Source organism: Paenibacillus sp. J31R34 (assembly GCF_059383715.1).
Genome location: NZ_JBXENU010000001.1, coordinates 218,418 through 243,136, shown reverse-complemented (window position 1 = coordinate 243,136; position 24,719 = coordinate 218,418). Strand labels below are relative to the sequence as shown.

Sequence of the window (24,719 nt, the reverse complement as noted above, 5' to 3'; positions counted from 1 at the left end):
ATAGGTTACCCATTTCGGCGTTTGTTCAGATGAATGAACGTAACGGCGAGCGCCAAAACGAGCACAACACCTTTGATAATATCATTGGAATAATACTGCACCTTCATCATGGTCAAACCGTTGAGCAGCACCCCGATCAGCAGCGCGCCAAAAAAAGTACCGATTACATTCGGCTTGCCCGCGCCAAACACGGAATAACCTACAAATACGGCCGCTACGGCCTCCATCATCATAGGCGCTCCAGCGTCAATTTGCCCCGTTCCAACACGTGCGGCGAACAATACCCCGCCAATCGCAGCGAAGACCCCTGAAGCCACATAGGCGGCTGTACGAATGCGGCGAACGCGGATGCCGGACAAGCGGGCTGCTTCTTCGTTGCCGCCTGTCGTTTGCATTTGACGTCCCCATTTGCTGTATTTGAAAAATAGATGAACGACTATAACAGCAATGACCATCAAAATAACAGGTACCGGAATTTGCCCGATTTTGCCTTGGCCCAGCCACAGGAAGGAGCTGTTGAAAACGCCAGGCGCAGTCGAACCATCAGGCATTGGCATATTATTGTAAATCGAGTAGCCCTTCGTATACGTTTTGTGAATGCCGGCTACAATGTACATCACGGCAAGCGTAGCGAGCAGATCCGGAATTCGGATGCGCACGATGAGCAGCGCGTTAAGCAGCCCTACCAAGGCGCCAATCGCGATCGCCACGATCAGTACAACAATAAGCGGCTGCTGAAACCACACCATCATAGCGGCGGTTACAACCGTTGTCAGCGACACCGTCGAGCCAACCGACAAGTCAAAGCCGTCCACCGTCAGCGAAAAGGTTACGCCAATCGCAACAAAGGTCACGATAGAAATCGAACGCAAAATATCAGAAAGATTGGCATAAGTGAAAAAATGCTCATCCCATAATGAGAAAAATAAAATGACAATGGCAATAACAATGAGCGAGCCATATTTAAATAAAAAGCTTGAAAACTTCTCCATTACACCGTTTCATCCTTTCCACCGCTGGCATATAGCATCAGCTTCTCCTGCGTCGCTTCACCGCGTCCAAACTGCTTGACGAGCTTCCCGTCGCACATGACCATAATTCGGTCGGCAATACCGATCGCCTCAGCAAATTCGCAGGTCAAATACACAATGGCTTTTCCTTGCGTTGCGAGCGTACCGATAATTTTGAAAATATCGCTTTTGGCGCCAATGTCAACGCCCTTGGTTGGCTCATCGAACAAATATACGCTTGCGCCGGTAGGCAGCCATTTGCCAATGGACACCTTCTGCTGGTTCCCGCCGCTCAGATGTGCGACCTTTTGTTCCGGTGAGGAGGTTTTGACGCCAAGCCGCCCAATTACAGCTTCAGCATTATTCGTCTCACGCTTTCCTGACAAAAAGCCGAGCTTGGATAGCGCGCTCAAAATCGGCAAGCTGAGATTATTTTTAACCGATTCCTCTACCAAAATCCCCTGCTTGCGGCGCTCCTCCGGCACAAGCACAAGCCCGCCTTTAAAAGCATCTGCTGGGGACGCCAAATTGACGGCCTGTCCATTTACGCTTACCGTACCGCCATCCGCTTTGTCTGCACCGAACAGCAGCCGGGAAAGCTCTGTTTTCCCCGCTCCTACAAGGCCGACTATCGCGACGATTTCACCGCTCTTCACATCAAAGCTGACATCCTTAACCTGATGGCCCCTATGAATGCCGGAAACGTTCAGAAGCGGCTTCCCAATTGCCGCTGCAAGCTTCGGATACTCCTCCTCGAACACTCGTCCGAGCATGGCGTGGACGACATCCTGCATCGTCATGGCCGCTGCAGCCTCGGTAACAATCCTCTCTCCATCACGCATAACGGTGACACGATCGCAAATTTGGAATATTTCCGGCAGGCGGTGGGAAATGAATACGATGCCGATACCTTCTGACTTAAGCTGGGCTATAACACGGAATAACCGCTCCGCTTCTTCCAAACTCAAAGGGGCGGTCGGTTCATCAAAAATGACATATTTAGCTTTCTCGGTCAGTAAGCGCGCAATTAATACGAGCTGTTTTTCCGCAAGCGTCAGCTCTCCCGCCTTCCTCCGAACGGGAATACGCGCACCTAAACGAGCCAGAGTTTCCTCTGCCTCCTTCTCCATTTTGCCCCAGTTCAACCACGCCTTGCTTCCTTTTGCCGAAATGCGATCCAGCATGACATTCTCCACTACGCTTAGCTGTGCAACCAGTGCGGTATCAACCTCCTGATAAACACAATGGATGCCCAATGACTTGGCATCCCCTGGCGAACTGATATGAACTTGCTGTCCATCGATTACAATGGTTCCTTCATCCTGGCTGTAGGCCCCTGATAAAATTTTCATCAGCGTGCTTTTGCCCGCGCCATTGGCGCCAAGCAGCGCATGTACCTCACCGCTTTGCAAGATAAAATCAACATTCCGGAGAGCGGGAATGCCGGAAAAAGCTTTCCGGATTCCCTTCATTTGCAATTGTTTGTTTGCACTCATCGTTTGCATCTCTCCATCCCTGCATGTGCCTATTGCTTAGGGCAAGCCCTTATTTCAAAGCTTCCAAGTCTTTCATCCAATCCTCATAACCCTGCGAACTGCTTCCCCAGCCTTCTACATGCTCCGAAAGCTCCGTAGTGCTAACTTTCGCTTCTGGCAACGCATCACGGTGAACGTATACCGGCTCCAGAACGACTAAAGGCTCATTCGCATCGCCTTTGAATTCTTTGTACAATATACGAACTTGCACACGTCCGATATCTTTAGGATCAACAGCTGCTGAAGCGACCCAAGGGCTCGTTTTGTCTTGAATCATTTGCAGATCCTCATCGCTCATGTCGATGCCGTATACTTTAATTTCTGTACGGCCAGCCTGCTGAATGGCACGGGAAGCGCCTTTAGCGAACTCATCCCAAGCCGCCCATACCGCTGTAATATCGCCTTTGTTCGGGTATTGGCGCAAAATCGCTTCCATCTGCGATTGTGTATCAAGTGCCGGGTTGTTGGCATTACCGAAAGCGGCAATTTCTTTAATGTCAGGATATTTCTCTTGGAACTGCTTGTAGGCCACTTGACGGCGCTCCATTGGCGCAAAGCCTGCTACCCATACTTTAACGATATTTCCTTTGCTACCAGCATCTTTAGCAAGCTGCTCAAGCGTAATTTCAGCCATTTTCTGGTCATCCTGCTGCAATACAGGCACGCCATCCACTTTCACGTCTGCATCGAACACGACTACAGAAATGCCTTGCTCTTTCGCTCTTTTAATTCCCGCTTCGAGCGCCGCAGCTTGTCCATGGTCAATCAAAATGCCATCAAAGCCTTGGTTGATTGCTGCATCAAGGTTTGAGGACATTTTCGCCAAATCATTGTCGGATGCGAAAACCGTTACTTCTCCGCCAAATTTTCCGGCTTGCTCTTTCACCCCTTCTACATATTGGGACGAAAAGGTTCCTGTATTAAATTGCATAACGAGCGCAAGTTTTTTACCTTTTAAAGCTGCCAAATCGCTGCTTCCGCCAGCTGCATTGTCTGCTGTAGCTTCAGCTGATGCTGTCGGCGAGGCTGATGCTTCACCTGCAGGCGCATTGTTTTTTGCCGTTCCGCAAGCCGATATTACCAGTAGTACCGCAGCTAAAAAAATTGTTAATGAAAGCTTACCCCATTGTTTCATGTTGTTTCCCTCTCCCCATCTCATGTCTCTACCATCATCAGTATATTGCTTCCTTGCAATCATATCATTTTATCCCACTATGTCAATCGGAATTTAGTATATTGTCAAAAAAACGATTGACGCAACAATTGTCATTATAGTAACGCTTTTCAAAAATTGCAACCTCATTTTCAAAGCCCCAGCCGCCTGAGCACAAACCGCCGCAAATGCAGAACAGCCGTTGCTTGAAGACCTGATCGGCCTTTCAAGCAACGGCTGTTTTCAACTAGGTATAGATGCGTTACAAAATTATGGCGATCAGGCCACCAGATCCCTCGTTAATAATGCGGCCCAGCGTTTCCTGCAGCTTGTAGCGCGCGTTGTCCGGCATCATCGCAATTTTGCCCTGAATGCCTTCTCTTACAAGGGAATGCAGCGAGCGGCCGAAAATGTCGGACTCCCAAATTTTGATCGGGTCGCTCTCGAAATCCTGCATCAAATATCTTACGAGCTCTTCGGTCTGCTTCTCAGAGCCAATAATTGGCGCAAATTCCGATTCCACATCGACGCGGATCATATGGATAGATGGAGCAGTCGCTTTCAGCCTTACGCCGAATCTTGAGCCTTGGCGAATGAGCTCCGGCTCCTCCAACGCCATCTCTGCAAGCGTCGGAGCCGCAATGCCGTAGCCAGTCGCCTTGACCATTTCCAGCGCTTCGGCGAAGCGGTCATATTCCCGCTTCGCATGGGAAAATTCCTGCATCAGCTGGAGCAAATGATCTTTGCCGCGAATTTCTACGCCGACCACTTCCATCAAAATCCGGTCATACAGCTCATCCGGCGCATACAGGTCGATCTCGGCTACGCCCTGCCCCATGTTCATGCCGCTGAGTCCCGCCCTAGCGATAAAGTCGTAATCCATAAACTGCGCTACTACCCGGTCCACATCCCGCAAACGGCGAATATCCTTCACTGTATCGCGGACCGAGTTTTCATAGTTGCTGCGCAGCCAGTGATTTTCATTCAGCACCATCACCCAGCTTGGCAGATTCACGTTGACTTCATGAACAGGGAACTCGTAAAGTACTTCCCGCAGTACCGAAATAACTTCCTCTTCCCCCATCGTTGCAACGCTGAGCGTAATGACCGGAATATCATATTTCGTTTGAAGCTCGGAGCGCAGCTGCAGCGCTTCCTCGCTGCGCGGACGCGTCGAGTTAATAATCAGCACAAAGGGCTTGCCTACTTCCTTCAGCTCGCTGATGACCCGCTCCTCGGCCTCTACATAGGAGCTGCGCGGTATTTCTGCGATCGAACCATCAGTCGTCACGACTACGCCTAATGTAGAATGCTCCTGGATGACTTTACGCGTACCGATTTCCGCTGCTTCCTGGAAAGGAATCGGATCATCGAACCACGGTGTTGTAATCATCCGCGGCCCATTTTCATCCTCATAACCTTTCGCACCTTCCACCGCATAGCCGACACAATCGACCAGCCGCATGTTTACTTCCAGCCCTTCGGCTACTTTCAATTGCACCGCTTGGTTTGGCACAAATTTCGGCTCGGTTGTCATGATGGTTTTGCCCGCGGCGCTTTGCGGCAGCTCGTCTACGGCTCGTACACGATCAGCCTCACTCGTAATGTTAGGGAGCACCACCGTTTCCATGAACCGCTTGATGAACGTTGATTTGCCCGTGCGGACAGCCCCTACAACACCGAGGTAAATATCCCCACCGGTACGTTCGGCTATGTCCTTGAAAATGTCTACTTTCTCCACTGAATATCCCCTCCCAATTGATTTCCCGGTTCGCCGCCTTCCACCGGACAAGAGGGCAGGCCAGCGACGCAACTCGTACAGCTTTTAGGACTAGTAATATCCTATTGTTCCAGCTCTCCAATTATGACAATTGTTATCAAATCTTTTAAAGCTTAAGTCACGCTCTTGCCCTTCCAAGATTGAGTTATATGAAAAATACAGCTGCAGTATGCCAATACAGCAAAAAATCCTCCAAACCGATTCTCGAAGAATCAAGCTTGGAGGACGCCACTATCAGAATCTATGAAGATCAAATCATTACAGATTTACGATATCGCCTTCGGCTGTCCGTCCACCCAATAATAGACGGGCGCCTTTACTGGGACAAAAACATCCCGCTCAACCAACAGCTGGCGCAGGTCATAATCGGCCGCAAAGGTCGTTTCGCCATCCTTCTGGATCGCTTGCATCAGATCAGGGCCATAATCTGCATAAACCTGGCCTTTCTCGTCCAGCATTGCCGCCATCGTCAAGCTGGAGTAGCTGCTGACAATCGTAGGCGCTTTTTTGCCAAGCAAATTGTAATCCACGTAGTAAAAGCCCGGATAAGCCTCGTCGCCTTTCGGCAGCTTGCCCGCATTAGCAGTGGAATACGCCTGCACCCAGCTCGAAATATCGTTGATCTGCTGATAAATGCGCAAATCCATCAGCCGAACTTTAGGATCTGTTTCTTCATCCGTAATCAGAAAATAATAATTGCCGCCCTTCTCAAACGCCGCTGACGGAATATCACCCAAATACCCTTTTCCTTGCAGCGGAACGAAATCAAGGATGAACTTCTCATATAATGGCGTTTCAGACGTGCTATTCTTAATGGGCAATACGCCCGTATCTGCCATATACTCATCAATCGCGGCCTGTACACTCCGGACTGCCTCTTTCGGAGCGCCTTGATTTTGCGATAGGCGATCATTCGGATACATGCATCCGGTTAACACCAGCAGAGCGGCGGCAGTTGCCAGCAACGCTGCCCTCCGCACCCATAGCTCGCGGCTAATTGGATGCGCAAACACAAAATTAAACATTTTAATGCGTCCCCCTATCTTCCAAAGCCTTACCAAAGCTTATCATCTTCCTCAGCCTGCCTCGCCAGCTGCTTAAGCACCGCCGCGCGAAGCGGGTCCATCGGAATTTCAGCCTGTACCTTGCCCTTCACACGCGCCTGGCAGGAAAGCCGCATGCCGTCTTCCAAGCCTGCAAGCTTGCGCCGTTCCACATCGCCGATCGGCATCAGCTCGCTGCCCTCCTTTACTTCCATTTTGCACATAAAACAAGCAGCTTTGCCATCACAGCGCGTTCTTACCGCAATACCCGCTTGTCTTGCAGCGTCCAGCAGCGTTGTACCGGGGCGCACCTTGATTGTTTTGCCAGCAGGCAGAAACGTCACCTCGGCGCTCATATCAGCTGCCCTACCCGCTGCTCCGCAATCCAGCGGCGCACCTCCGCTTGCAGTGCTGTGCTCAGCTGATTGCGGCTTTCCAGCTGCTCAAGCGCTGGTGAATGGCGGGCTTCGTCCTCGCAATACGCTTCAATGATCAGCATATAACGATCTCGGCGATCACGCAGCACATTAAACCATAGCTCATGAGCGAGCGGCACAACAGCTACTGTAGCAGCGAGAGCAGAGCCTTTACCAACCGTTATCTGCTCTGCATATGGCAGCAGCAGCGAACGCACCTGCGTCTCATAACAGCTGTCATGTGCCCGCACAACAAACCCGCCTACAAGCTCAACGGTCACGCCGTCAATGAGATAGTGGCTTAGCCTGGAACGGTATATGCCCGTCTCATCCAATACTGGAATATCTGTAGAAAAAGGCTGAAGCAAGGCATGAAGACGATCGACGTCAGCCTCATCGGTGTATAAATCCAAATCTCTAGGTTCGCTGGTCAGCGCCGCGCCTCTCAGCATAAGCCCTGCGCTGCCCCCAACAACCCAAGGAGCGCCGCTTCCGGCTGTCAGCTGGGCAATGGAGGCCAGCGCTTGCTCGATTCGTCCTCTAATGCTCATCACTTGCACTTCCTTTATCAAAAATAATGGCGGCGCTACTCTATCAACTTCACCCACCCGTTAAAGTAACAAATGACGAGGCGCATAAGGGTCAAGGTGAAACTTAAAACTGCTTATATTTTAAAAATAAGTTTTATTAACCGCTTTAATGTTCACATCGACCGACTTTACAATCGCTTGGCAAGCAAGGCGATAGCCTTCTTCAAACTCTTCCGGGTCCATGCGATCCCATTCCTGATCCGTTATTCCTTCGAGCCCGCTGGCTCCTTCGATCACTTGACAGCGACATCGGGCACAGGTGCCACGCGTGCAGGAGAAAGCAAAATCCACATTATGCTTCATCGCTAAGTCCAGCAGCGACAGTCCGTCCTCCGCTTCTACAATCGCCGTTCTCGTTCTCCCCGTAAGCTCAATCATAAGCGCAACCGTCCCCTTCTCTATCTGGATGTATGTATGCCTTTCGTATAACCGTTAAATAATTGAAATGACTCCGCAAATAAAACCAATGAGCAGCAAAACAAAAGCAATCAGCGATAAAATAAATTTAACGATCCCCTTCGTCTTAATCCGGGCAAATGTAATGATTACCGCCGAAATGGCCATTAAGCCGATGCCGATCAGCGAAACCCACATTTTCATCATAGCATCCATAGTCGACTCTTCTCCCACTCTTCACCAAAGTAATAAATGCAACCCATATTATATCATTGACTGCAAAAAAGGACAAAAGGCGCAAAATCGCTGCAGCGGGATCGCTCCGCTGCAGCAAAGCTTTGCGCTTTTGCCCTAATATAAGGATTTGTTACTTCTTGATCATCATTTTCACAAGCGATTCCATGCTGTTCATATTCATGCCGGTCGCCTTAACGGCTTTGACAATATCGTTTATAGTCGATTCCGCCACAGGCACCTTCGCCATCTCAGACACTTGCTTGATCAGCTTGCGTAGTTCGGCTTCGTTCTGCATCGTCGAATCCGTTACACCGCTGGCCAGCTTCTTGACCGAGTTTTCGGAGATGTTTTTGCCGGTTTTTTTATTAATGGCGCCGAGCACGTCTTTTGAAATATTTTTCCCCATGCTTCTACCTCCCATCGCAATCGCATCAGCTTGTTGATCTTAAGCTTCAGCTCCGATGGGATATCATATGAGCAGGGCAATCGTTTGGTGTAGGCGCCTGTCTTAGCCGATGCTTTCAATCTCATGGGTTTTTAGCCGACCCATAAGATGCTCAACCGCTGCCTTTGGCGAAAACTCCTCGAACAGCACCTTGTACAGTTGTGCGGTAATGGGCATCTCAACCTCATAGCGCTTGGCCAGCTCAAACGCGGCACGTGTCGTGCGCACGCCTTCAACGACCATCCCCATCCTAGTGAGCACCTCGGCGAGCGGCGTGCCATCCGCCAGCATATGCCCCGCACGCCAGTTGCGGCTGTGCTGGCTCGTACAAGTAACAACCAAGTCGCCAACCCCCGCTAGCCCAGCAAAGGTGAGCGGATTGGCCCCCATGGCTGCGCCCAGGCGTCCGATCTCTGCCAGCCCGCGCGTAAGCAGCGCCGCCTTGGCGTTATCGCCAAAGCCGAGCCCGTCTGATAAGCCGGCACCGAGCGCGATAATATTTTTAATCGCGCCAGCTACCTCAACGCCCACGACATCTGGATTCGTATAAACGCGAAAATCGGAGGTCATGAAAGCATCCTGTGCTTGCTCGGCTGCTTTCATGTCTGCCGAAGCGACAACTACGGTTGTCGGCTGGCGTTTAATCACTTCCTCCGCATGGCTCGGGCCAGACAGCACAACAATTTGCTCAGGCGCACGACCCAGCTCTTCGGAAAGCACCGTCGTCATCCGCTTAAGCGTATCGGCTTCAAACCCTTTCGTTGCATGCACGCAAAGCGTCTCGGCTGCAAGAAAAGGAGCGGCCTGCTTCGCCACTTCCCGCATCGCACCGGATGGAGCAACAAACAGCGCAAGCTCCGCTCCGCTGAGCGCTTCCTGCAAATCGGTCGTTGCCCGAAGGCCTTCCGGAAGCGTTACGCCTGGCAAATATTTAGCATTCATACGGCTTTCATTGATGCTGCTTGCCTGCTCCGCATTACGCGTCCACAGCAGCACCTCATAGCCGTTGCGAGCCAGAACGGAAGCAAGCGCTGTGCCCCAGCTTCCCGCTACAAGCACCGCAGCGCGGCGCGCTTGCTCAGACTTTGCTTTTGCCATATTGGACTCACATTCCTTTCTTTGCGCCAAGCTTGTTCTCCGTTCCCTTCAGCAGCTTCGCAATGTTCGCCTTGTGACGAACAAACGCAAATACGCATAAAACAAGGCTCGCGCAAAGCAGCGGCAAGGAGTAAGTAAGCAAAGCAATAAAGATCGGCGTCAATGCTGCGAACAGCAAGGAACCGAGCGATACGTAGCGTGTAATGGCAATCGCAAGTATAGCGACGATTCCCGCAAGCAGCGCTGGCAAGAACGCAAGCGTTACGATGACGCCAACGGTTGTTGCTATGCCTTTGCCACCTTTGAAACGGAACCAAATGGGCCAGTTATGGCCTATAATGGCCGCAAGTCCGCATAGAACAGGCGTCCAGCTTTCAGCGTCGCCCCCGCTGAGCCACTGGCCCAGCAGCACAGCGACTACCCCTTTTGCAATATCCAGCAAAAAGACCGTTATACCCGGCCCTTTACCAAGCACGCGAATCGTATTCGTCGCCCCGGCATTGCCGCTGCCATGCTCGCGAATGTCAATGCCTTTCAGCCATTTCGCGATGACGATGCTGAATGAAACGGAACCTAATAAATAACTGATAATAACTGCAATAGCTGAGTACAGCACGCCTCTTCTCCCCTAATCCTCGTCTGACTTGCGACGTGTAAATAACCGTAGCGGCGTGCCTTCAAAATTAAACGCTGCCCGTATTTTATTTTCTAAATAACGCTCATATGAGAAATGCATCATCTCTGGCTCGTTGACGAAAATGACAATCGTCGGCGGTTTTGTCGCCACTTGTGTCACATAGTTGATTTTCAGACGTTTGCCTTTGTCCGTCGGCGGCGGGTTGTAAGCAACCGCATCTCCAACAATATCATTCAGCAGATGCGTCTGAATGCGCAAAGCATGCTGCTCCGATACGTGATTCACAACAGGCAGCAGCTTATGCAGACGGGACTTCGTCAGCGCGGATAAATAAACGATCGGCGCATACGACATAAACAGGAAATGGTCGCGAATCGTCTGCGAGAAAGCTTGCATCGTTTTCTCGTCCTTCTCGACGACATCCCATTTGTTTACAACAAAAATAGACGCTTTGCCCGCTTCATGCGCATAGCCAGCAATGTGCTTGTCCTGCTCAATAATGCCTTCCTCACCACTAATCAAGATGAGGGCAACGTCAGCGCGTTCAATCGCTTTCATCGCACGCATAACGCTGTATTTTTCCGTAGATTCATACACTTTGCCGCGCTTGCGCATACCAGCTGTGTCGATCAGCACATACTTCTGTCCATCGCGCTCGAAAGGCGTATCGATGGCGTCGCGAGTTGTACCTGCTACATTGCTGACGATAACGCGTTCTTCGCCAAGCAGCGCATTAACAAGTGAGGATTTGCCTACGTTTGGACGTCCAATTAAGGCAACGCGAATCACGTCGTCCTCATATTCAACCTCTTCAATTTCTGGCAGCTTCGATACGGCAGCATCCAGCAAATCGCCAATGCCCATGCCATGGGAACCGGAAATAGCAATCGGTTCGCCAAAGCCCAAACCATAAAATTCATAAACCTCGTCCATACGTCCCGCATTGTCCACCTTGTTAATAGCGAGTACGACAGGCTTGCGGGAGCGAAACAGCATTTGTCCCACTTCTTCATCCGAATGGGTGAGGCCCGCTTTCGCATCTGCCATGAAAATAATGACATCCGCTTCTTCAATTGCCAGCTCGGCTTGCATCCGAACCGATTTCATAATCTCATCTTCACCATCAATTTCAATGCCGCCTGTATCTACAATATTAAAGGCTATGCCATTCCATTCTCCGGTGCCGTACAGCCGATCCCTCGTAACCCCCGGCTTATCTTCTACAATTGCCAGCCTGTCGCCGACTATCCGATTAAATATGGTAGACTTACCCACATTCGGGCGCCCGACGATGGCGATAACAGGTCTTGCCATAGTTATCGATTCACTCCTTCAGTAATTCTCACGCTTACCATCATAGCAAAAAACAGCCGCCTTGGCTAACTTTTCATCTTAAAGGTGATTAACGAGGATAATGACGCCATTTTTAAGATTGTGGGCATTCGCATTCAAAATCTTCTCCAGCAGAAAAGCAGTCTGCTCCAATTCCTGCTCGCTGCCTGCGAAAAAGATTGGTGCACCGCCTCCTGAGACATCCCGGTTGCTCGAAACGACTGCTACAATATTCGCCATTTTCAGCCCTCCTGCTTATTGACTTTTGCTTCTGTAGGCATGCGTACAGCCGATTCGAGAATCGGAACGCGTCCGATCACCTTGAGCGCCTTGCTCTTGTCCTTATCCTGCGGAAGCATAAATACGGCAAGCCTGCCATCCTTCATATCGAGCTTTGCCATAGGAATTAAGGCCGGTTCGCCATCATCACGGTAAACACCCAGCATCGTAGCCAAATCGTACAAAATCGCTTGACGCTGGCCCAAATTACCCATGGTAACCTTGCTGTTTGCGTTCAGAGGTGTCAATATAAAGCCCATTCCGCGCTCACGAATGATATCCTGATTTGACTTCAGCCCCACATTCATAATATATATATCGCCGACGAGCAAATCCGGCCCATCCACGCGCACCTCAGCTGTTTCCGCCGAAATAATGTGCGACAGCGTTTTGCCCGAACGAAAATGATGGACGATCAGCAGCGATATTCCTCCTGCCAGCAGACCAACCCATAGATTGACCATTACAGCGAAAAGACTAGTAAGCAGTGATGACATAATGACGAGGTAATTGCGTCCTTCAAACACCATAGCGATGCCCTCTATATAAGTTGCCCCACGGCTGACGAGCTCCAAGCTGTCGATCTTCGTCAGCGTCTCGCGCTCCATTTTTCTGACATCCCGAAATTGCTGTGCGGCTAGTGATAAAAAGGTAATCGCCGTATAGTCTTTACTGTATAGCGCCGGAACAGCCACTGCCCCAAGCGCCGCAGCAATGACGCCTAGCGAAATATGGATAATCCTTCCGTGTGGATAAGTCGGATATTGGCGATAATCGGTTTTCAGCATCAGCAGCCTTGCTATAATACCGAATGCCATTCCAAGCAATACACCTAGCAGATGCTTATTTACAATTAAATAGTGGCTCATTTCGGGGAGCTCCCTCCTTTATTTCTCCAGCCCGCTCCAGATACCTTGCTGTAAGAAGCACGGAGCAAATAGAAAGCAATACTAATGATCCGCGCACAAGCAAAAGCAAGCCAAAAGCTGTCCCACCAAGCCAAGGAGCCAATTCTAGCCATGTAACCGCCGCTTGATAACAGCCCATTCGCTAATTCCGCCATTATTGCCGCGAGCAGCAATAGGCCAAATTGATGGCCCGCCTTCACCGAAAAAGCAGCTGCGAGCAGTCCGCCTAGCAGGCCTCCATCTGAAACGGGGTCAAGCCAATAAAACACCGGATCAAGCCGATACAGCTTCTGAATACCGCCCAAAATAATACCGGTCAAGCAAGCGCATAACAGCAGGTATCGTCTGGATTCGCCGGCTGCTCCTCTGCGCAGCGTCCAGCAGACAGAAGCTGCCGCAACCATAACACTCCCATAAATCTCAATGGCTGTCCCATAAACGGTTACAAGATAATGAAACGGCTGCGCAAGTAGACACAAGGCAGCAACGAACAACTTTGAGCGCCCTGCTCCGACATATTCCGCCCAGCCTGTCATCATTAATATGAAAGCCATAATCATAATCCAGAACGACAAATACCCTTCGTTCACAGCCAAATCACCCCACGTGAAGCTATTATGCGCCAAAAAAAAGAGGCTATTCCTAATTATGAAACATTAGGAACAACCTCAATTACAGTTCATGCATTTAAAGTTCATCATTTTTTCCAAACAGCTTGCCAACCTGTTTTAAGGCTGAAGAAAGCATCTTATCAAGCTGCTCCATATAGTTATATGGAAACTCCTTAAGCCGTCTCTCAATATTAGACCGAATATAATCTTTGTCAGTCTTATGCTGCTGCAGCAGACGCTCATAAATAGGGAGCAGTAGAGGATTAGTCACTCCAGACAGTGCCTGCAAGGTGATATGCTGTACTCTAACCGCCGGATCATCAAGCAATTGTATAAAATCGGCAACATAATCTGCTTTTTTGTCCGATTGGCCCGCCTGATATACAGCCTGCACGCGAATTTCTTCATTCGGATGCTTGAAAAAAGGCTGGAGCATGGGCAGTAAGTCAACACCGGCTGCTTGCAAAATATAACAGATGAAGCGAAACGCCTCCTCATCTGACTCTTTTGAGAATAGCGCAATTAATTCCTGATTAAAGCGTGAATCTCCTTTTGGCATATACCAATGAATGCACTGTATGGCATGCAAACGATTTTCAGCATGACTGCTTGTGAGCTCCTGCCTAATGAAAATTTCTGCCTCAGCCACATTCATTTTTGCAAGCACCTGCATCGACAGGCATCGCAAGGCTATGGAAGGTCCCGCATACACGTCTATTAAAAAGCTAATCGTCTCCTGCGAAATCTCCTTTAGCTTAAACATGCCGTCCAAAGCCTCGATTTTCACACGTTCATCCGCTGTAGATTGATACAATTCAACTAGCTGTTTATCATCTCCACCACGCCTCGTACCAAACCAGCTCGTTACATACCCGGCAATGACTTCATCTAGCCAGCGCTCATACCAGTCTAAAAAATGGGCTTCATAGGTCACGAACGGCTTCTGATAATCGAGATCAATATAAACGACTTTTCCACGGTATTTGCCTGTAATGACCAGCATCGTTTCGTATGTGCAGCCTTGTTCCCCTATATTGAGCAGTCCTTGGAATAGTTCTACGCTCGCTTTTTCGTATTCTTCATCGCTCAATACGCTTTCATCCTTGATCCAAGGATATTCGCTCTCCCATTGCTCCTTAGTCATTGCTGCTTGCAAAGGAGAAGGCTCACCTATTCGATCCAGATCAATAGCCTGCTTCGTCCCTAATGGATGGATACCATAATAGGGTCCAGCACCGCCATTTCCAATATGCATTAAAAAGGCTGAAAATTCCTCAGGTAAATTGACGCCATTCGCTTGTTCAAACTGACGAAGCTCATCGAGGCTAAGCGGGCTGTTCATTGCATATGTATGGCTTCTCGCCCCAAATAGCTGATGGTCTGCATCGGTCTGAGCTGCGGTCTTCAGCTTTTGCCTAATGCGTTCCAATTGCTTATGTATAGTCATAATATCACCCTATTAATGAGGTATATAAATGCTTATATAAAAAAACAAAAGGCCAAGCAGCTGCCTGGCCTTTCGAGAGAATACCTGTAAACGAATTATTTCAATTTATTCAGTTTGTCGCCGAAACGCTCAGCCAGCGAGTAGCTCATGCTTTGGCTGTTCAAGCTAACATTAGGATTGTTCAGTTCCTCTTGTTTAGGAGCGCGCTCGCGTTGTTGTCTTTCTGGCTTTTGCGGTTGCTCAGGAGCTTCTTCTGTTTCCTTGATGCTCAGGCTAACGCGTTTTTCAGCAGGGTTGAAGTCAAGAACTTTCGCTTGAACTTCTTGCCCTTCTTGCAATACCTCGAAAGGAGTCGCAATATGACGGTGAGCGATTTGGGAAATGTGAACCAAACCTTCAACGCCTGGAGCAATTTCAACGAATGCGCCGAAAGTAACGAGGCGACGAACTGTACCTGTTACGATATCGCCAATGTTGAATTGGCTTCCAGCTGTTTCCCAAGGACCTGGTTGAGCAGCTTTGATGCTTAGGCTGATTTTACCAGCAGCCGGATCAACTTTAAGCACTTTAACCGTTACCGCTTGACCTTCAGCTACTACATCCTTAGGATGAGCAACGTGCTGCCATGAAAGCTCGGAAACGTGAACAAGACCGTCAACGCCGCCGATATCAATGAATGCACCAAATGGTGTCAAACGTTGAACTGTACCTTCAAGCTGTTGGCCTGGCTCAATAGCCGCGATCAATTTTTGTTTGTTGCCTTCGAATTCTGCGTCCAATACTTCTTTCGCAGACAAGATAACTTTGCCGTTTTCTTGGTCGATTTCTTTCACTTTTACGCGAAGTGTGCGGCCTTTGTAGTCGCTGAAATCTTCTACAAAATGACGCTCAACCATCGAAGCTGGAATAAAGCCGCGCACGCCAACATCAGCGACAAGGCCGCCTTTTACAACGTCAGCTACGACAACTTCAAATACTTCGCCGCTCTCGAAACGAGCTTGAAGCGAATCCCAAGCGCGCTCGCCATCTACGCTTTTCTTGGAAAGAACAAGCTTTTCTTTCTCGTCATCAATGCTGATAACTTTAAGCTCAACCTCTTGGCCTACTTGTACGGCATCGTTTGCATTATCCAATTGAACTGCGGACAGTTCGCGAATCGGGATAACACCGTCATATTTATATCCAAGGCTTACGTAAGCTTGGTTATCTTCGATTTTGACGATCGAACCTTTAACTGTATCCCCTTTTTTCAAGGATACGAAATTATCCATAGCCTCTTGATTTTCCGCTACTGCGGACTCTTGCACATTGGTTTCTTCTGACATTGAAATAACCTCCTCAATTCATCCAACAACTTTTCAACTTACAAATTTATTTAAATCCGCCAACGTTCTAAAGTAAAACATTAAGCAGCATTTAAAACAGCTATGTTTATTTGTTCGCTGCAATAAGAGCGCGAACGTCCTTCATAATCGCATCAGTCAGACGGTCCAGCTTATCCGGTGAGGAATCATCAATAAATGCAGTAAGATCAACCGGCTTGCCATAATAGACCGTTACTTTGCGAAACAAGGAATAATTACCCACAATTGCCACAGGAATAACAACCGCATTGCTGCGAAGCGCAATCATTGCGGCTCCCTTCTTCGCTTCCCCGCCTTGATTGCGGCGAGAGCCTTCCGGGAAAATCCCCATTACATTGCCTTCCTTCAGCAGGGTGATCGATGATTTGATCGCCTCTTTGCTCACGCCTCCGCGCTTAACTGGAAAAGCTCCAAATGCCCGAATGAGCGGTCCGAAAACTGGAATTTTAAACAATTCCGCTTTCGCCATATAATGGACTTTCCGTTTAACTTTGACACCTACCGTAGGCGGGTCAAAATTGCTGACGTGATTGGCGCATAGGATAACAGGCCCGTCAGCAGGTATATTCTCAAGCCCTTTGGCTTCAAGACGGAATAGGCATATATAAAGCACACGGAGAAGAAATCGGAACAACAGGTATAACATAGTTTACTTCGCCCCCGCCAATTTGGTTCTGCTTAATTTGACAATAGCCTCGGCGACCTCTTCAATCGACATCGCTGTGCTGTCCAGCAGGATTGCATCTTCAGCGCGGACGAGCGGTGAAATCTCCCGCTGTTCATCCAGTTGATCCCGCTGCGAAATTTCTTCCGCAAGCTGTTCCAGCGTCACTGGCTGCTTGCCAGCTAGCTCCTTGTATCTGCGAAGCGCACGCTCCTCAACGGATGCTGTTAAAAAAACCTTCAACTCAGCGTTTGGAAGCACATGGGAGCCAATGTCCCTGCCATCCATTACAACACCTTTTTCCTCAGCCAGCCTACGCTGGGCTGCGCCAAGAAATTGCCTAACCGCTTCATTCGCCGCATAATGAGACACACTCAGCGTCACATCGCGTGAACGAATTTGTTCAGTGACATTTTCTCCATTCAAAAATACAGTCTGTCCATTGTTGCCAGCCTGGAGCTTAATGTCCAGATGTGTCACATGGTCAGCCAGCTTGCCAGCTTCCTGCGGCCCAATACCCGCCTGCTGCGAACTATAGGTCACGGCTCGATACATAGCACCCGTATCAATGTAAACATATCCTAATTGTTCGGCAACTTTACGCGCTACTGTGCTTTTCCCTGCCCCAGCAGGTCCATCGATAGCAATGTTGATCCGCTCGCCGTCACCGTCTTGCTGCATCACTAAAAGTCAACCCCCCTTATGTCGAGATGGCTGGCTTGATACACCGTGACAGATGCGACGCTAACCTCTCAATAAAAAAGCAGGCTTTGCCTGCGGACGTGAAAATTATACCACACTATACGAGCGGATGCAAAAACCCCCTCCACCCCACTTTCAGGTATTTGAACGCATTATGAAGAAACCTGTCCTTTCAGACGGGTTCCTTCCATACGCTCGGCCCCCGACAGCAAGTGTCTTACCGCGCTGCTTTGCAGCGCCGTTTGCGCAAGCAAACAGGCGATAAGCAGCGCGGCAGCCAAGATGCCAAGCCCTTTTCCTATTTGATCAAACCGAGCTGAAAAAGACTCGCCGGGAGCTTGTCCCACCTGCTGTTTCTTGCTTTGCCCAAACATTCGAGCCATGCAATCATTCCCTTATATCCCTATTAATGGATAGTATACCTAGAGGGTGCCTGCGCTATTCAGCGGTTGCGGAATTCCAGCTGACGCTCAAAGCAGTAACGAATAATTCGCTGGCGGTCTGAATCATTAATGCCGGCAAATTTAATCATCGCCTGATTGCGCCCCGTTTCAAGATTTACAATCCGCACAATTTCAGCATTAAATGATGCATGCTCTATGGAACCATTTTTATAAGGAACCAGCAGCCAGCACTCCAGCACCTGACCTTGGGAAATCGGCCATTTGCCATCGCAAATGAACGAAATTCCACCGCCGCCAACATCATCTGTAAGCGCCACGAAGCGAACCTGATCCGGCGTTTTCACTGCGATTTCAAGCTCCGCAGCTACCCGAAGAAAATTGCGCCGCTGCACCTTTGTAATCTGATCAAGCTCCGGCCTCCGGATTTTGACCAGCTTGACGACATCTTCCCGGAAACCAAGAACGTGGGAATTAAAGAAATGCTTGATTCCGTCCTCCGATACAAAATAGACCGAAAGCTCGTCGCCCAAAAACATTCTTTTCATTCTGCCATTTTGGCTATTTATCGGGTTCTCAATCAAAAAGTCTTCATCCAGCACCTCGGCAATACGTGCCTTGTACTCAATGGTAGCTTCTGCTTCATCAGAAGAAGCAATTTGGAAAAATAGCGTTTGGTTAATTTTCGGCAACAAGTTGGCTCCCCCCTATAATGCTGTCATTATAACACGACATATAGAGAGGAGCCATAAGGTTATTTACCGGAACTTGCCACTTTGTCAAGCGAAGACAAAACTTCAATCGATTCTTCCATGCCGTTGTCTGCATTAATGTAAATGCGGTAATCGTTATCGTTGATCCGGCCCGTATATTCATAGCATAACACTTCATTGCCATCATCGTTTTTGATCAGCGCCATCTGCTCATTCGACACTTTCATTTGCGGATTCAGCGCCTTGCGCGCGTCTGCTTTGGAGATGCCTGCCTTAGGGAGCGTCCGCTTATGATGCTCGAAAACATATTCATTCGCTTGCAGAGCCGCTATATCTCCATTATCAAGGGCAACCTTGATCGTCAGCTTGTCTGGGTAAATCAGCACATCGCCTTGGTTGCCGACGAAGCTGAACGTTCCTGCATTATCATAGGCGTCATAACTGACTGCCTTCATGCCGTCAAATCCATGTTCTTTCAAAAATTTTTCAGCCGCAGCCCTCGCTTGCTCGATGCCCAACTGCTTCTCTCCAATATCACGGGGATCCATATAAGCGATCAGTTGGCCACCCTTTTGCGAAAAATCCATATGAATCGAGTTACCGGACTTATGCTCGGACAATACTGCGGAATACGAAGCATATTCCGTGCCTTTGCCATTTTCCTCCACGCGAATGTTCTTTCCCTCGCCTTTTTTGCCGGCAAACTTGGCAGCGCGCTGCTTAATTTCATCCGGCGTTACAGCTTTACCACTCAGCATGCTGATCGGACGCTTCTCGTACATGCTCGAAACCGAAGGTCCCCAGTTGATTTCCGGATACTCGCTTACCTTTTTATCGACTCCCTTGAAGCCATCCACAATCGTCTGGTCGCCTTTGGCCTGCTGCGCAGCCAATGACAGCTCGACATCCATCCAGCGCAAATGATTGGAGAGCACTTTTTCCTGCATGCCCTGCAAATCTTGTGAAATATCCTTTGAGTTGGCATACAGCGTTTTGAGGGTTTTGAATTCATCCTCTGACAGCGGCTGCTTCGTCAAATCGCGAACGGAAGTTTTATAGGCAAAATTGGAGATGCGCGACAAAAAGTCCTCCGCCTTGTCAAATGGAAGCATCGAAAGCGGCAGCTGGTTGATTTCGTTTTGTGCCTGGCTTGTTAGCCGCCATACGTTAACGAGCCCTTTTCGATGATATGCTTGTGATGTGGAATTAACGGCTAATGTATTGCCAAGCTGCTGATGCAGCTTATCCACATGGTAAGTTAAATCATGGAACGCCCGTTGATACTGATTTTCCGCCTTCATCAAAACCGTATTTTTCTCCTGATGCTCCTGATAGCCCCAATAGAGCGAACCGACCAGCAAAATTGCAGCAATCGGGAACAACACCGCGCTTATCCGTTTATAAACCATACAAAAAGCTCCTTTCTTGTGCAAACCTGGTGTTAGTTTGGTTTGCCGAAAGGAGCTTTATGCATTCAATTTGGTTAAAAAGTATGTTCTTCAATATCAAGATCGTCGATGTTGTTGCAAATGCATTGCTTGAAACCTGTATCTACGCCGCTGCTTTCGCGCTTGCCGCGCAAAACGAACTTCTCGCCACATACATTGCAGCGAATGGTCACTTTCACTCTGACTGCTTCCATCCCTACCTCCAGCTTATCGAAAAATTTCCTCTAGCTGTCAGTATGGACGGCATCGTTACAATTTAACCTCTTCATCCCGCTTCAAAAAACGAAACGGAGAGCGCGAATTAGCCCGCTGCATTTTTCGGAGCCCGACGACCCATAGCACGGCCATGAACGGAATGATGAACCATATCCAGCTGGAACGCATCGTAATCATGATCCAATCATAACTGCCGTGCAGCATAATGGGCAGTAGAAACGATACGATGATATAATTTCTGCGTTTTTTGCCATTGCTTTCGAACTTCGCCTTGCCTACATAATAGCCCATCATAATGCCGAATAGGGCATGCCCCGATACCGGAAGCAGCGCCCTCATTATGAGCGATCCGAACGTTGCGGGTGTCAGGAAGGCATACATCACATTTTCGAGCGTCGCAAATCCGAGCGAGATGGAGGCGGCATAAACGATGCCGTCATAAGGCTCGTCAAACTCCGTATGATTATAAATAAAATGATAAAGAACGAACCATTTTATAAATTCTTCTACGCCAGCCGATTGCACAAAGGAAAATACGATCGGATTGTCCCCCCACCACAGCTGCAAGCCGCGCTGCACAACCATGATCGGCAGCACAATCAGCACGCCCAGCAAAAACATCCGGACGACCATATGAATCGGCTCCGTATCGTATTTGTCCTTTAAATATAAATAAGTCAGCAGCGCTATTCCCGGTGCCACTGCTGCTGTCAACACAGAAATCCACGTCATCGTCGTTGTTCACCCCCTTGCTGCACCCGCCCCCGATAGGGAGGCTTCCTCAATTTACGGCTATTCGCCATATAATCGGCAAGCCGCATATCCACTTTACGGTTTTGATGGATTTCGCATACTTGTACCAAACTGCGTATTATTCATATATCCCGCTTCACATCTATTTCGAATTCATCACCAGCAGCATGCTGTTTGAATCCCGCTTGTCCAACAAATTAGGATGTTCAATCCCTCTTCATTATACAACGCTCCGGACGCATCGGATATACCTATTATCATAATGACATTTCCCCTCACCGCTACGTTCTTCCTGTCTATGGTGCTATCTAGCAGAAGCGGCGGACACTATAATCCTGTTTTTTCATAAAAAAAAGAAGAAGAGCATCAGCAGGCTTGACACTCCCGCAAATGCTCTGTTCATTGCGCCCTCTTCGCTTAAGCATTGCCTAGTTGAAAAAATGAGTGCATATTTCTTTCACTGCCTCGGAAGGCATAATTACTTTCCCGTACTCCTCCAGCATCGCATAAGTGACCGATGTGGCTTCGCCGTATTCCGCCAGCAGGGCGATAACGGCATTATGGCGGGACGTTTCAATCAAAGCCGGTTCCAGCGCCAGTATATATTTATTATTGTAAGCATACAGGCGCCCATCCTCTGTTAGGGCAGCGGCTTGCAGCTGTCTGCAAACCTGTATAACATCCTCGAAATCCCGAAAGGAATACATGACGATATCGCTTTGCTCAAGCGTTACTTCCATTTCGTAGATTTCGTCATCTGCGTCATCATCATCGGAAGTTCTCTCTTCCGAGCTTCCGTTCATTTTGCCGCGAGTGACAATCACGACCATACCTTGGGCCGGCAGGGCAAACACTTCGACCGCTAACGGTCCGCTGGCATCGAATCCAAGTTCACTGTATGCTTGATCCATCATTTCACTGAATAGTTCGTGCACCTTTGGAATTTCGCGCCACATGTCGTCCTTCTGGATCCCTCGTTCCAGCAGGTCGTCGAACGTCAGAAATATTTTTATCTTGTCCTGACTAAGTCGTTCGATCTTCATGACAGGATCCTCCTCTGCAGCATCTGTTGTAACAGCGTATGAAATTAATAAGAAGATGTGACCAAAATGGTCAAATCAAACTATGTAACTACTTTATCATGTTCAAACTCGGATTGCACCTAAAATAGGCAAAAAGAATCGTTCGAATCTGCACTTTTTCAGTGCCTCGTTCAAACGATTCCTTCCAGAAACTGTTGGTTAATGTGTCGTGTTCGACGATTCCGCCATGATCTCCTCGGCTTGCTGTTTCAGCTCCGGATCACTGTTCATCATTGCTTCAATCTGAACCCAGCCGTCTCCGAATTTTCCGGCGGTATCGTCTGTACGCTTTGGGCCCGTATTTACAGCCTTTTGCGTCCAATTGTCGTTCCACAAGGACATCGCCTTATGGCTAATCGATGAGCAAGCGCTCGCCAGCACGCCCGCTGCAAGTGCAGCTGTACCTGGACGCTTGCGAGCAACATAGAGAGCAGCGGCTGCCCCGGCAAGCCCTCCGAGAAGAAATCCTCTTAGCCTCATAGTAGGACAAAACCTCCTTGATTTAGGGCCTTAAAAAAACCCATTCAATATTCGATTTCACCCTTTAGTGTGGCTTGCCCCACCTTATTTATCCTGCTTAATAAAGGAAATCCAGCAGCCTGCAAAACACAGCATTATTGATTATGCTACAATAATACCCATTGACAACTACAATATAAATGGAGGTTCATTATGTTTAAACGAATGACCGCAGCGCTCGCTGTTGTTCTGGGAGCCGCTTTAGTTGCTGCCGCTTGCAGCCAGCAAAGCGTCCCCTCAGGCAGCAGCCTGCCGCAGGAAAGTGCTTCCGCACTGGAAAGTCCAGCAGCAAGGCAGTCGCCTGCCGCTTCGCCAACCCTTCAGCAGGAGGAGCCAACGGCCTCGCCTCTTACAGAAGCCGAAGCAACGCCGTCGCCAAGCGAGGCACCGGCAGCCAAGCTTTACAAAATGGACAGCGTATACCGCTTCAAGCCGATTGATAAAGGGGTGGCGGACAAAGTCGTGCTGCTGACCTTTGATGATGGGCCGCACAACAAGGAGGTGCTGACCAGCCTGCTCGATACGCTGGACAAACACAAGGCCAAAGCGATCTTTTTCGTAAACGGCTACCGGGTTAAAGCGAATCCTGATTTGCTTTTGCTCATTCATGAGCGCGGACAGACGATCGGCAACCACTCCTGGGACCACATCAATTTGAAAAAAGAATCCGCCACTAAAGTGGAGCAGCAGGTGGCTGATGTCCAGGATAGCGTCATGAAGCTAACCGGTGAAGCGCCAAAGTTTTTCCGTCCGCCTTATGGCTCCGGCAACGATAGCGTTAAAGAAATCGTCAAAAACCACGGCATGCTGTACATGACGTGGTCCAACGGTTCGCTCGATTGGGAGCAGAAATCTCCCGGAGATCCTGATAAAGTCGTCGCGAGTGTGCTGGAGCAGCTCCATCCAGGCGCCAACATTTTAATGCATGAGCTGGCCTGGACCGCTGAAGCGCTTGACAAGCTGCTGACGCAGCTTGAAGACAAGGGCTATGGCTTCATCGATCCGGCTGCAATTGATACGGAGCAAACGAATTAAAGCGCTGGGGTAGCCAATCGCTGCAGCAGCTTAATTCGCATATTTCACTCCGTACCAGAACAATAAGCCGACCAAGCTCAAAAAGAGGAAAAACAATACATTATAATACCATCTCGTTATTTTGCTAGCGCCCGAAGGGAACTTTTTCCGTCTTGGGGGAAGGATATCCCTTCCCTCTTCATCAATTCGGGAAGCTTCCGTTGTCTCGGGCGACGGCCCTTTGCGCGTGGCTTTCCCGAATTTTTGTACCCTGCTCATAATTGCCCTTTCGGTTCCCTCCTGAATCTTATAATAAAGCCCATAATCATATCTATCGCAAAGTGCGCAAGAATTGGGGCCCATAAGCTGCCGGTTTGGATATAAATCCATCCTAAGCCGTAGCTAATGGAAAACACAAGTCCAGTTGGAATCCAATGCTTTAAATACCGGACATGAATGGCTGCAAAAATAATGCTTGTCCAATACGGCCCGAACGCATGCTGCAGAGCGCCCCTGAAGAGGAGCTCTTCACAAACCGAGACGACAAACGACAATACGATAATATGCCAAATCGGGCGTTCACGAAAAATCCGGTCATTTACACCGCCATCATCGGCTGCTTCATCAGGGACAAAACGGGAAATAGACAAATCTACAAGCAGTACAACCGCCGCCAAACCTAGTCCAAACCATACGACGGCAAGCTCTTTCGGAAAATGAAATAAAGTAATTATGCTTTGACGCTGAAATAAAACCCATATCAAGCCGATAATAAAAGTAAGTGCTTGCGTCATGTACAAATTAATGAGCAGCATGCGATCGTCAAGCTCGTCAACGGTCACCTTGCGCACTCGTATTTTACGGATGTCGAATTTTTTCATAACTTCCCGCCCGTCCTGGAGGTTCGTATTTTTGAAGTAAATTCA

The 24,719-nt window shown here is 49.0% G+C and carries 30 protein-coding genes; 1 reads left to right on the top strand and 29 read right to left on the bottom strand.

The window, feature by feature from the left end:
- Positions 1-5 precede the first annotated feature (5 nt).
- The 27 genes from AC50YG_RS00960 to AC50YG_RS00830 all read right to left on the bottom strand — a co-directional run bounded on the left by AC50YG_RS00960 (position 6) and on the right by AC50YG_RS00830 (position 22,740).
- On the bottom strand, positions 6-992 hold the full coding sequence (locus tag AC50YG_RS00960) for an ABC transporter permease (RefSeq protein ID WP_338551735.1): 987 nt from the start codon (positions 990-992) through the stop codon (positions 6-8).
- Complete coding sequence (locus AC50YG_RS00955; RefSeq protein ID WP_494824069.1) at positions 992-2,506, bottom strand: sugar ABC transporter ATP-binding protein; 1,515 nt, start codon at positions 2,504-2,506, stop codon at positions 992-994. The genes AC50YG_RS00960 and AC50YG_RS00955 overlap by 1 nt, the downstream gene beginning before the upstream one ends.
- Before the next feature lie 49 nt (positions 2,507-2,555).
- Positions 2,556-3,680 (bottom strand): sugar ABC transporter substrate-binding protein, encoded by a 1,125-nt coding sequence (locus AC50YG_RS00950; protein ID WP_494824068.1) that lies wholly within the window; start codon positions 3,678-3,680, stop codon positions 2,556-2,558.
- A gap of 280 nt (positions 3,681-3,960) precedes the next feature.
- Positions 3,961-5,439: a stage IV sporulation protein A gene (spoIVA, locus tag AC50YG_RS00945; protein WP_473757530.1), complete on the bottom strand. Its 1,479-nt coding sequence runs from the start codon at positions 5,437-5,439 to the stop codon at positions 3,961-3,963.
- 305 nt (positions 5,440-5,744) lie between these two features.
- Positions 5,745-6,503 (bottom strand): YphF family lipoprotein, encoded by a 759-nt coding sequence (locus AC50YG_RS00940; RefSeq protein ID WP_473757531.1) that lies wholly within the window; start codon positions 6,501-6,503, stop codon positions 5,745-5,747.
- A 29-nt stretch (positions 6,504-6,532) separates the two neighbouring features.
- Positions 6,533-6,877, bottom strand: a complete 345-nt coding sequence (locus tag AC50YG_RS00935; RefSeq protein ID WP_494824065.1) for a 2Fe-2S iron-sulfur cluster-binding protein — start codon at positions 6,875-6,877, stop codon at positions 6,533-6,535.
- A complete protein-coding gene (locus AC50YG_RS00930) occupies positions 6,874-7,488 on the bottom strand; it encodes a nucleotidyltransferase domain-containing protein (protein WP_494824064.1) in 615 nt (204 codons plus the stop codon). Before AC50YG_RS00930 ends, AC50YG_RS00935 begins: the two co-directional genes overlap by 4 nt.
- Positions 7,489-7,608: 120 nt before the next feature.
- Positions 7,609-7,905 (bottom strand): 2Fe-2S iron-sulfur cluster-binding protein, encoded by a 297-nt coding sequence (locus AC50YG_RS00925; RefSeq protein WP_473757533.1) that lies wholly within the window; start codon positions 7,903-7,905, stop codon positions 7,609-7,611.
- 54 nt (positions 7,906-7,959) lie between these two features.
- Positions 7,960-8,139, bottom strand: coding sequence for a DUF2768 family protein (locus AC50YG_RS00920; protein WP_046232021.1), 180 nt, complete (start codon positions 8,137-8,139; stop codon positions 7,960-7,962).
- Between the two features lie 151 nt (positions 8,140-8,290).
- The gene (locus tag AC50YG_RS00915; RefSeq protein ID WP_341278178.1) at positions 8,291-8,566 is read right to left on the bottom strand and encodes a stage VI sporulation protein F; all 276 of its coding nucleotides are present in this window, start codon (positions 8,564-8,566) and stop codon (positions 8,291-8,293) included.
- A 102-nt stretch (positions 8,567-8,668) separates the two neighbouring features.
- On the bottom strand, positions 8,669-9,703 hold the full coding sequence (locus tag AC50YG_RS00910) for an NAD(P)H-dependent glycerol-3-phosphate dehydrogenase (RefSeq protein WP_473757534.1): 1,035 nt from the start codon (positions 9,701-9,703) through the stop codon (positions 8,669-8,671).
- A gap of 7 nt (positions 9,704-9,710) precedes the next feature.
- On the bottom strand, positions 9,711-10,319 hold the full coding sequence (gene plsY / locus AC50YG_RS00905; protein ID WP_473757535.1) for a glycerol-3-phosphate 1-O-acyltransferase PlsY: 609 nt from the start codon (positions 10,317-10,319) through the stop codon (positions 9,711-9,713).
- Positions 10,320-10,331: 12 nt separating this feature from the next.
- Positions 10,332-11,654, bottom strand: a complete 1,323-nt coding sequence (gene der / locus AC50YG_RS00900; RefSeq protein WP_341278181.1) for a ribosome biogenesis GTPase Der — start codon at positions 11,652-11,654, stop codon at positions 10,332-10,334.
- Between the two features lie 78 nt (positions 11,655-11,732).
- Positions 11,733-11,912, bottom strand: coding sequence for a capping complex subunit for YIEGIA (locus AC50YG_RS00895; RefSeq protein ID WP_046232017.1), 180 nt, complete (start codon positions 11,910-11,912; stop codon positions 11,733-11,735).
- 2 nt (positions 11,913-11,914) lie between these two features.
- On the bottom strand, positions 11,915-12,820 hold the full coding sequence (locus AC50YG_RS00890; RefSeq protein WP_473757536.1) for a YIEGIA family protein: 906 nt from the start codon (positions 12,818-12,820) through the stop codon (positions 11,915-11,917).
- Positions 12,817-13,449, bottom strand: a complete 633-nt coding sequence (locus tag AC50YG_RS00885) for a YphA family membrane protein (RefSeq protein ID WP_494824063.1) — start codon at positions 13,447-13,449, stop codon at positions 12,817-12,819. Before AC50YG_RS00885 ends, AC50YG_RS00890 begins: the two co-directional genes overlap by 4 nt.
- 97 nt (positions 13,450-13,546) lie before the next feature.
- Positions 13,547-14,917, bottom strand: coding sequence for an SMI1/KNR4 family protein (locus AC50YG_RS00880; RefSeq protein WP_494824062.1), 1,371 nt, complete (start codon positions 14,915-14,917; stop codon positions 13,547-13,549).
- A gap of 95 nt (positions 14,918-15,012) precedes the next feature.
- Complete coding sequence (rpsA, locus tag AC50YG_RS00875; protein WP_494824061.1) at positions 15,013-16,242, bottom strand: 30S ribosomal protein S1; 1,230 nt, start codon at positions 16,240-16,242, stop codon at positions 15,013-15,015.
- A 106-nt stretch (positions 16,243-16,348) separates the two neighbouring features.
- On the bottom strand, positions 16,349-16,927 hold the full coding sequence (locus AC50YG_RS00870) for a lysophospholipid acyltransferase family protein (protein WP_473757539.1): 579 nt from the start codon (positions 16,925-16,927) through the stop codon (positions 16,349-16,351).
- 3 nt (positions 16,928-16,930) lie between these two features.
- The gene (gene cmk, locus AC50YG_RS00865) at positions 16,931-17,626 is read right to left on the bottom strand and encodes a (d)CMP kinase (RefSeq protein WP_473757998.1); all 696 of its coding nucleotides are present in this window, start codon (positions 17,624-17,626) and stop codon (positions 16,931-16,933) included.
- Between the two features lie 173 nt (positions 17,627-17,799).
- Positions 17,800-18,030: a hypothetical protein gene (locus tag AC50YG_RS00860; protein ID WP_494824059.1), complete on the bottom strand. Its 231-nt coding sequence runs from the start codon at positions 18,028-18,030 to the stop codon at positions 17,800-17,802.
- A gap of 59 nt (positions 18,031-18,089) precedes the next feature.
- A complete protein-coding gene (locus AC50YG_RS00855) occupies positions 18,090-18,743 on the bottom strand; it encodes a flagellar brake protein (RefSeq protein ID WP_473757542.1) in 654 nt (217 codons plus the stop codon).
- A 59-nt stretch (positions 18,744-18,802) separates the two neighbouring features.
- On the bottom strand, positions 18,803-20,170 hold the full coding sequence (gene ypeB, locus AC50YG_RS00850) for a germination protein YpeB (RefSeq protein WP_494824058.1): 1,368 nt from the start codon (positions 20,168-20,170) through the stop codon (positions 18,803-18,805).
- Between the two features lie 74 nt (positions 20,171-20,244).
- Positions 20,245-20,403, bottom strand: coding sequence for a hypothetical protein (locus AC50YG_RS00845; RefSeq protein ID WP_338551755.1), 159 nt, complete (start codon positions 20,401-20,403; stop codon positions 20,245-20,247).
- A 55-nt stretch (positions 20,404-20,458) separates the two neighbouring features.
- Positions 20,459-21,157 (bottom strand): glutamic-type intramembrane protease PrsW, encoded by a 699-nt coding sequence (gene prsW, locus AC50YG_RS00840; protein ID WP_341278190.1) that lies wholly within the window; start codon positions 21,155-21,157, stop codon positions 20,459-20,461.
- Positions 21,158-21,606: 449 nt separating this feature from the next.
- The gene (locus AC50YG_RS00835) at positions 21,607-22,221 is read right to left on the bottom strand and encodes a genetic competence negative regulator (protein ID WP_046232007.1); all 615 of its coding nucleotides are present in this window, start codon (positions 22,219-22,221) and stop codon (positions 21,607-21,609) included.
- A 198-nt stretch (positions 22,222-22,419) separates the two neighbouring features.
- On the bottom strand, positions 22,420-22,740 hold the full coding sequence (locus AC50YG_RS00830; protein ID WP_473757546.1) for a hypothetical protein: 321 nt from the start codon (positions 22,738-22,740) through the stop codon (positions 22,420-22,422).
- Between the two features lie 192 nt (positions 22,741-22,932).
- Between AC50YG_RS00830 and AC50YG_RS00825 the strand changes: the two genes are divergently transcribed.
- Complete coding sequence (locus tag AC50YG_RS00825) at positions 22,933-23,814, top strand: polysaccharide deacetylase family protein (RefSeq protein WP_494824056.1); 882 nt, start codon at positions 22,933-22,935, stop codon at positions 23,812-23,814.
- A gap of 30 nt (positions 23,815-23,844) precedes the next feature.
- Here the strand turns inward: AC50YG_RS00825 and AC50YG_RS00820 are convergent, their stop codons facing one another.
- The gene (locus AC50YG_RS00820) at positions 23,845-24,072 is read right to left on the bottom strand and encodes a hypothetical protein (protein WP_494824054.1); all 228 of its coding nucleotides are present in this window, start codon (positions 24,070-24,072) and stop codon (positions 23,845-23,847) included.
- The gene (locus tag AC50YG_RS00815) at positions 24,069-24,674 is read right to left on the bottom strand and encodes a CPBP family intramembrane glutamic endopeptidase (protein WP_473757549.1); all 606 of its coding nucleotides are present in this window, start codon (positions 24,672-24,674) and stop codon (positions 24,069-24,071) included. The genes AC50YG_RS00820 and AC50YG_RS00815 overlap by 4 nt, the downstream gene beginning before the upstream one ends.
- Positions 24,675-24,719: the final 45 nt, after the last annotated feature.

What these genes read in the sequence shown, in the direction of transcription:
- AC50YG_RS00880 (WP_494824062.1), bottom strand. Translation starts at nt 14,917, where the DNA reads ATGACTATACATAAGCAATTGGAACGCATTAGGCAAAAGCTGAAGACC.
- AC50YG_RS00940 (WP_473757531.1), bottom strand. Translation starts at nt 6,503, where the DNA reads ATGTTTAATTTTGTGTTTGCGCATCCAATTAGCCGCGAGCTATGGGTG.
- AC50YG_RS00955 (WP_494824069.1), bottom strand. Translation starts at nt 2,506, where the DNA reads ATGAGTGCAAACAAACAATTGCAAATGAAGGGAATCCGGAAAGCTTTT.
- AC50YG_RS00920 (WP_046232021.1), bottom strand. Translation starts at nt 8,139, where the DNA reads ATGGATGCTATGATGAAAATGTGGGTTTCGCTGATCGGCATCGGCTTA.
- AC50YG_RS00925 (WP_473757533.1), bottom strand. Translation starts at nt 7,905, where the DNA reads ATGATTGAGCTTACGGGGAGAACGAGAACGGCGATTGTAGAAGCGGAG.
- prsW (WP_341278190.1), bottom strand. Translation starts at nt 21,157, where the DNA reads ATGACGTGGATTTCTGTGTTGACAGCAGCAGTGGCACCGGGAATAGCG.
- AC50YG_RS00815 (WP_473757549.1), bottom strand. Translation starts at nt 24,674, where the DNA reads ATGAAAAAATTCGACATCCGTAAAATACGAGTGCGCAAGGTGACCGTT.
- AC50YG_RS00960 (WP_338551735.1), bottom strand. Translation starts at nt 992, where the DNA reads ATGGAGAAGTTTTCAAGCTTTTTATTTAAATATGGCTCGCTCATTGTT.
- AC50YG_RS00830 (WP_473757546.1), bottom strand. Translation starts at nt 22,740, where the DNA reads ATGAGGCTAAGAGGATTTCTTCTCGGAGGGCTTGCCGGGGCAGCCGCT.
- AC50YG_RS00890 (WP_473757536.1), bottom strand. Translation starts at nt 12,820, where the DNA reads ATGAGCCACTATTTAATTGTAAATAAGCATCTGCTAGGTGTATTGCTT.
- der (WP_341278181.1), bottom strand. Translation starts at nt 11,654, where the DNA reads ATGGCAAGACCTGTTATCGCCATCGTCGGGCGCCCGAATGTGGGTAAG.
- AC50YG_RS00895 (WP_046232017.1), bottom strand. Translation starts at nt 11,912, where the DNA reads ATGGCGAATATTGTAGCAGTCGTTTCGAGCAACCGGGATGTCTCAGGA.
- ypeB (WP_494824058.1), bottom strand. Translation starts at nt 20,170, where the DNA reads ATGGTTTATAAACGGATAAGCGCGGTGTTGTTCCCGATTGCTGCAATT.
- AC50YG_RS00825 (WP_494824056.1), top strand. Translation starts at nt 22,933, where the DNA reads ATGTTTAAACGAATGACCGCAGCGCTCGCTGTTGTTCTGGGAGCCGCT.
- AC50YG_RS00950 (WP_494824068.1), bottom strand. Translation starts at nt 3,680, where the DNA reads ATGAAACAATGGGGTAAGCTTTCATTAACAATTTTTTTAGCTGCGGTA.
- AC50YG_RS00910 (WP_473757534.1), bottom strand. Translation starts at nt 9,703, where the DNA reads ATGGCAAAAGCAAAGTCTGAGCAAGCGCGCCGCGCTGCGGTGCTTGTA.
- AC50YG_RS00870 (WP_473757539.1), bottom strand. Translation starts at nt 16,927, where the DNA reads ATGTTATACCTGTTGTTCCGATTTCTTCTCCGTGTGCTTTATATATGC.
- rpsA (WP_494824061.1), bottom strand. Translation starts at nt 16,242, where the DNA reads ATGTCAGAAGAAACCAATGTGCAAGAGTCCGCAGTAGCGGAAAATCAA.
- AC50YG_RS00845 (WP_338551755.1), bottom strand. Translation starts at nt 20,403, where the DNA reads ATGGAAGCAGTCAGAGTGAAAGTGACCATTCGCTGCAATGTATGTGGC.
- AC50YG_RS00835 (WP_046232007.1), bottom strand. Translation starts at nt 22,221, where the DNA reads ATGAAGATCGAACGACTTAGTCAGGACAAGATAAAAATATTTCTGACG.
- AC50YG_RS00860 (WP_494824059.1), bottom strand. Translation starts at nt 18,030, where the DNA reads ATGGCTCGAATGTTTGGGCAAAGCAAGAAACAGCAGGTGGGACAAGCT.
- AC50YG_RS00915 (WP_341278178.1), bottom strand. Translation starts at nt 8,566, where the DNA reads ATGGGGAAAAATATTTCAAAAGACGTGCTCGGCGCCATTAATAAAAAA.
- AC50YG_RS00930 (WP_494824064.1), bottom strand. Translation starts at nt 7,488, where the DNA reads ATGAGCATTAGAGGACGAATCGAGCAAGCGCTGGCCTCCATTGCCCAG.
- cmk (WP_473757998.1), bottom strand. Translation starts at nt 17,626, where the DNA reads ATGCAGCAAGACGGTGACGGCGAGCGGATCAACATTGCTATCGATGGA.
- AC50YG_RS00935 (WP_494824065.1), bottom strand. Translation starts at nt 6,877, where the DNA reads ATGAGCGCCGAGGTGACGTTTCTGCCTGCTGGCAAAACAATCAAGGTG.
- AC50YG_RS00820 (WP_494824054.1), bottom strand. Translation starts at nt 24,072, where the DNA reads ATGAGCAGGGTACAAAAATTCGGGAAAGCCACGCGCAAAGGGCCGTCG.